We start from the raw sequence: 1,047 nt of genomic DNA, 5'->3' as shown, positions 1-1,047 counted from the left end.
TCGTGACTGCGTGCCTTTTGAAGAATGAGCCTGCGAGTTTGCGGTGTGTTGCGAGGTTAACCCGGGTGGGGTAGCCGTAGCGAAAGCGAGTCCGAACAGGGCGTTTCAGTAGCACGCTCAAGACCCGAAGCGGAGTGATCTAGCCATGGGCAGGTTGAAGCGGAGGTAAGACTTCGTGGAGGACCGAACCCACCAGGGTTGAAAACCTGGGGGATGACCTGTGGTTAGGGGTGAAAGGCCAATCAAACTCCGTGATAGCTGGTTCTCCCCGAAATGCATTTAGGTGCAGCGTCGTGTGTTTCTTGCCGGAGGTAGAGCACTGGATAGGCGATGGGCCCTACCGGGTTACTGACCTTAGCCAAACTCCGAATGCCGGTAAGTGAGAGCGCGGCAGTGAGACTGTGGGGGATAAGCTCCATGGTCGAGAGGGAAACAGCCCAGAGCATCGACTAAGGCCCCTAAGCGTACGCTAAGTGGGAAAGGATGTGGAGTCGCACAGACAACCAGGAGGTTGGCTTAGAAGCAGCCACCCTTGAAAGAGTGCGTAATAGCTCACTGGTCTAGTGATTCCGCGCCGACAATGTAGCGGGGCTCAAGCGTACCGCCGAAGTCGTGTCATTGCAGCATATACGCCCAACGGCGGCTGTGATGGGTAGGGGAGCGTCGTGTGCCGGGTGAAGCAGCCGCGGAAGCGAGTTGTGGACGGTTCACGAGTGAGAATGCAGGCATGAGTAGCGATACAAACGTGAGAAACGTTTGCGCCGATTGACTAAGGGTTCCTGGGTCAAGCTGATCTGCCCAGGGTAAGTCGGGACCTAAGGCGAGGCCGACAGGCGTAGTCGATGGATAACCGGTTGATATTCCGGTACCCGCTGTGAAGCGTCAAACATCGAACCAGGCGATGCTAAGTCCGTGAAGCCGTTCCGGACCCTTCGGGGAAAGGAAAGTGGTGGAGCCGACGGACCAGACTTGCAGTAGGTGAGTGATGGGGTGACGCAGGAAGGTAGTCCAGCCCGGGCGGTGGTTGTCCCGGGGTAAGGGTGTAGG

General features: G+C 57.5%; 1 rRNA gene. It reads left to right on the top strand.

The annotated features are described in order from the left end of the window. Positions 1-1,047 (top strand): 23S ribosomal RNA (locus ACH4N1_RS34995); the annotation flags it as partial.

It is taken from the genome of Streptomyces sp. NPDC017202 (assembly GCF_044331705.1).
In the GTDB taxonomy this organism is placed as follows: domain Bacteria; phylum Actinomycetota; class Actinomycetes; order Streptomycetales; family Streptomycetaceae; genus Streptomyces.
The sequence above is the reverse complement of the archived record's forward strand: the minus strand, read 5'-3'. Positions and strand labels throughout refer to the sequence as shown.